Here is a 548-nt window from a genome sequence, read left to right on the forward strand (position 1 = left end):
AACGAGTACTGCACGTGCCCGAAGCCCTGCCCCGTGTGCGGGTCCAGCGCCTCGGTCGGGCGGTGCCGCCACTCCCGTTCCACGTCGATGACCTCGTCCCCGAGCACGTCCGCCAGGTCGGCCAGCGCCTCGCCGCCGTCCGTGACGACCTTGCCGCCCTCCAGGAGCAGTTCGGCCGTGGCCCAGGCCGGGTGGTGGCTGCCGAACCGGGCCCGGCCGAGGTCGAACACCCGCTCGCGGACGAGTTCGCAGGCGTGGCGGATCGCGCCACCGGTGACGTAGGTCTGCCGGGAGGCGGAGGTGGAGCCGGCGGAGCCGATGCGGGTGTCGGCGGGGTGGATGGTCACCTCGGCGACGCCGAGTTCGGTGCGGGCGATCTGCGCGTGCACCGTGACGCCGCCCTGACCGACCTCGGCCATCGCGGTGTGCACCGCCGCGACCGGCTCGCCCGCCACCGCCTGGAGGCGCACCCGGGCGGTGGAGTAGTCGTCGAACCCCTCCGAGAAGCCGACGTTCTTGACGCCGACGGCGTAGCCGACGCCGCGCAC

At 74.3% G+C, this 548-nt stretch carries 1 protein-coding gene; it reads right to left on the reverse strand.

All coding sequences use genetic code 11. The features are described 5' to 3' along the window. Positions 1-548, reverse strand: a 548-nt coding sequence (locus KUM32_RS42560; protein ID WP_217146926.1) for a molybdopterin cofactor-binding domain-containing protein, incomplete at both ends; no start/stop codon positions are given.

The sequence above is a fragment of the Streptomyces sp. AC627_RSS907 genome (assembly GCF_019049165.1).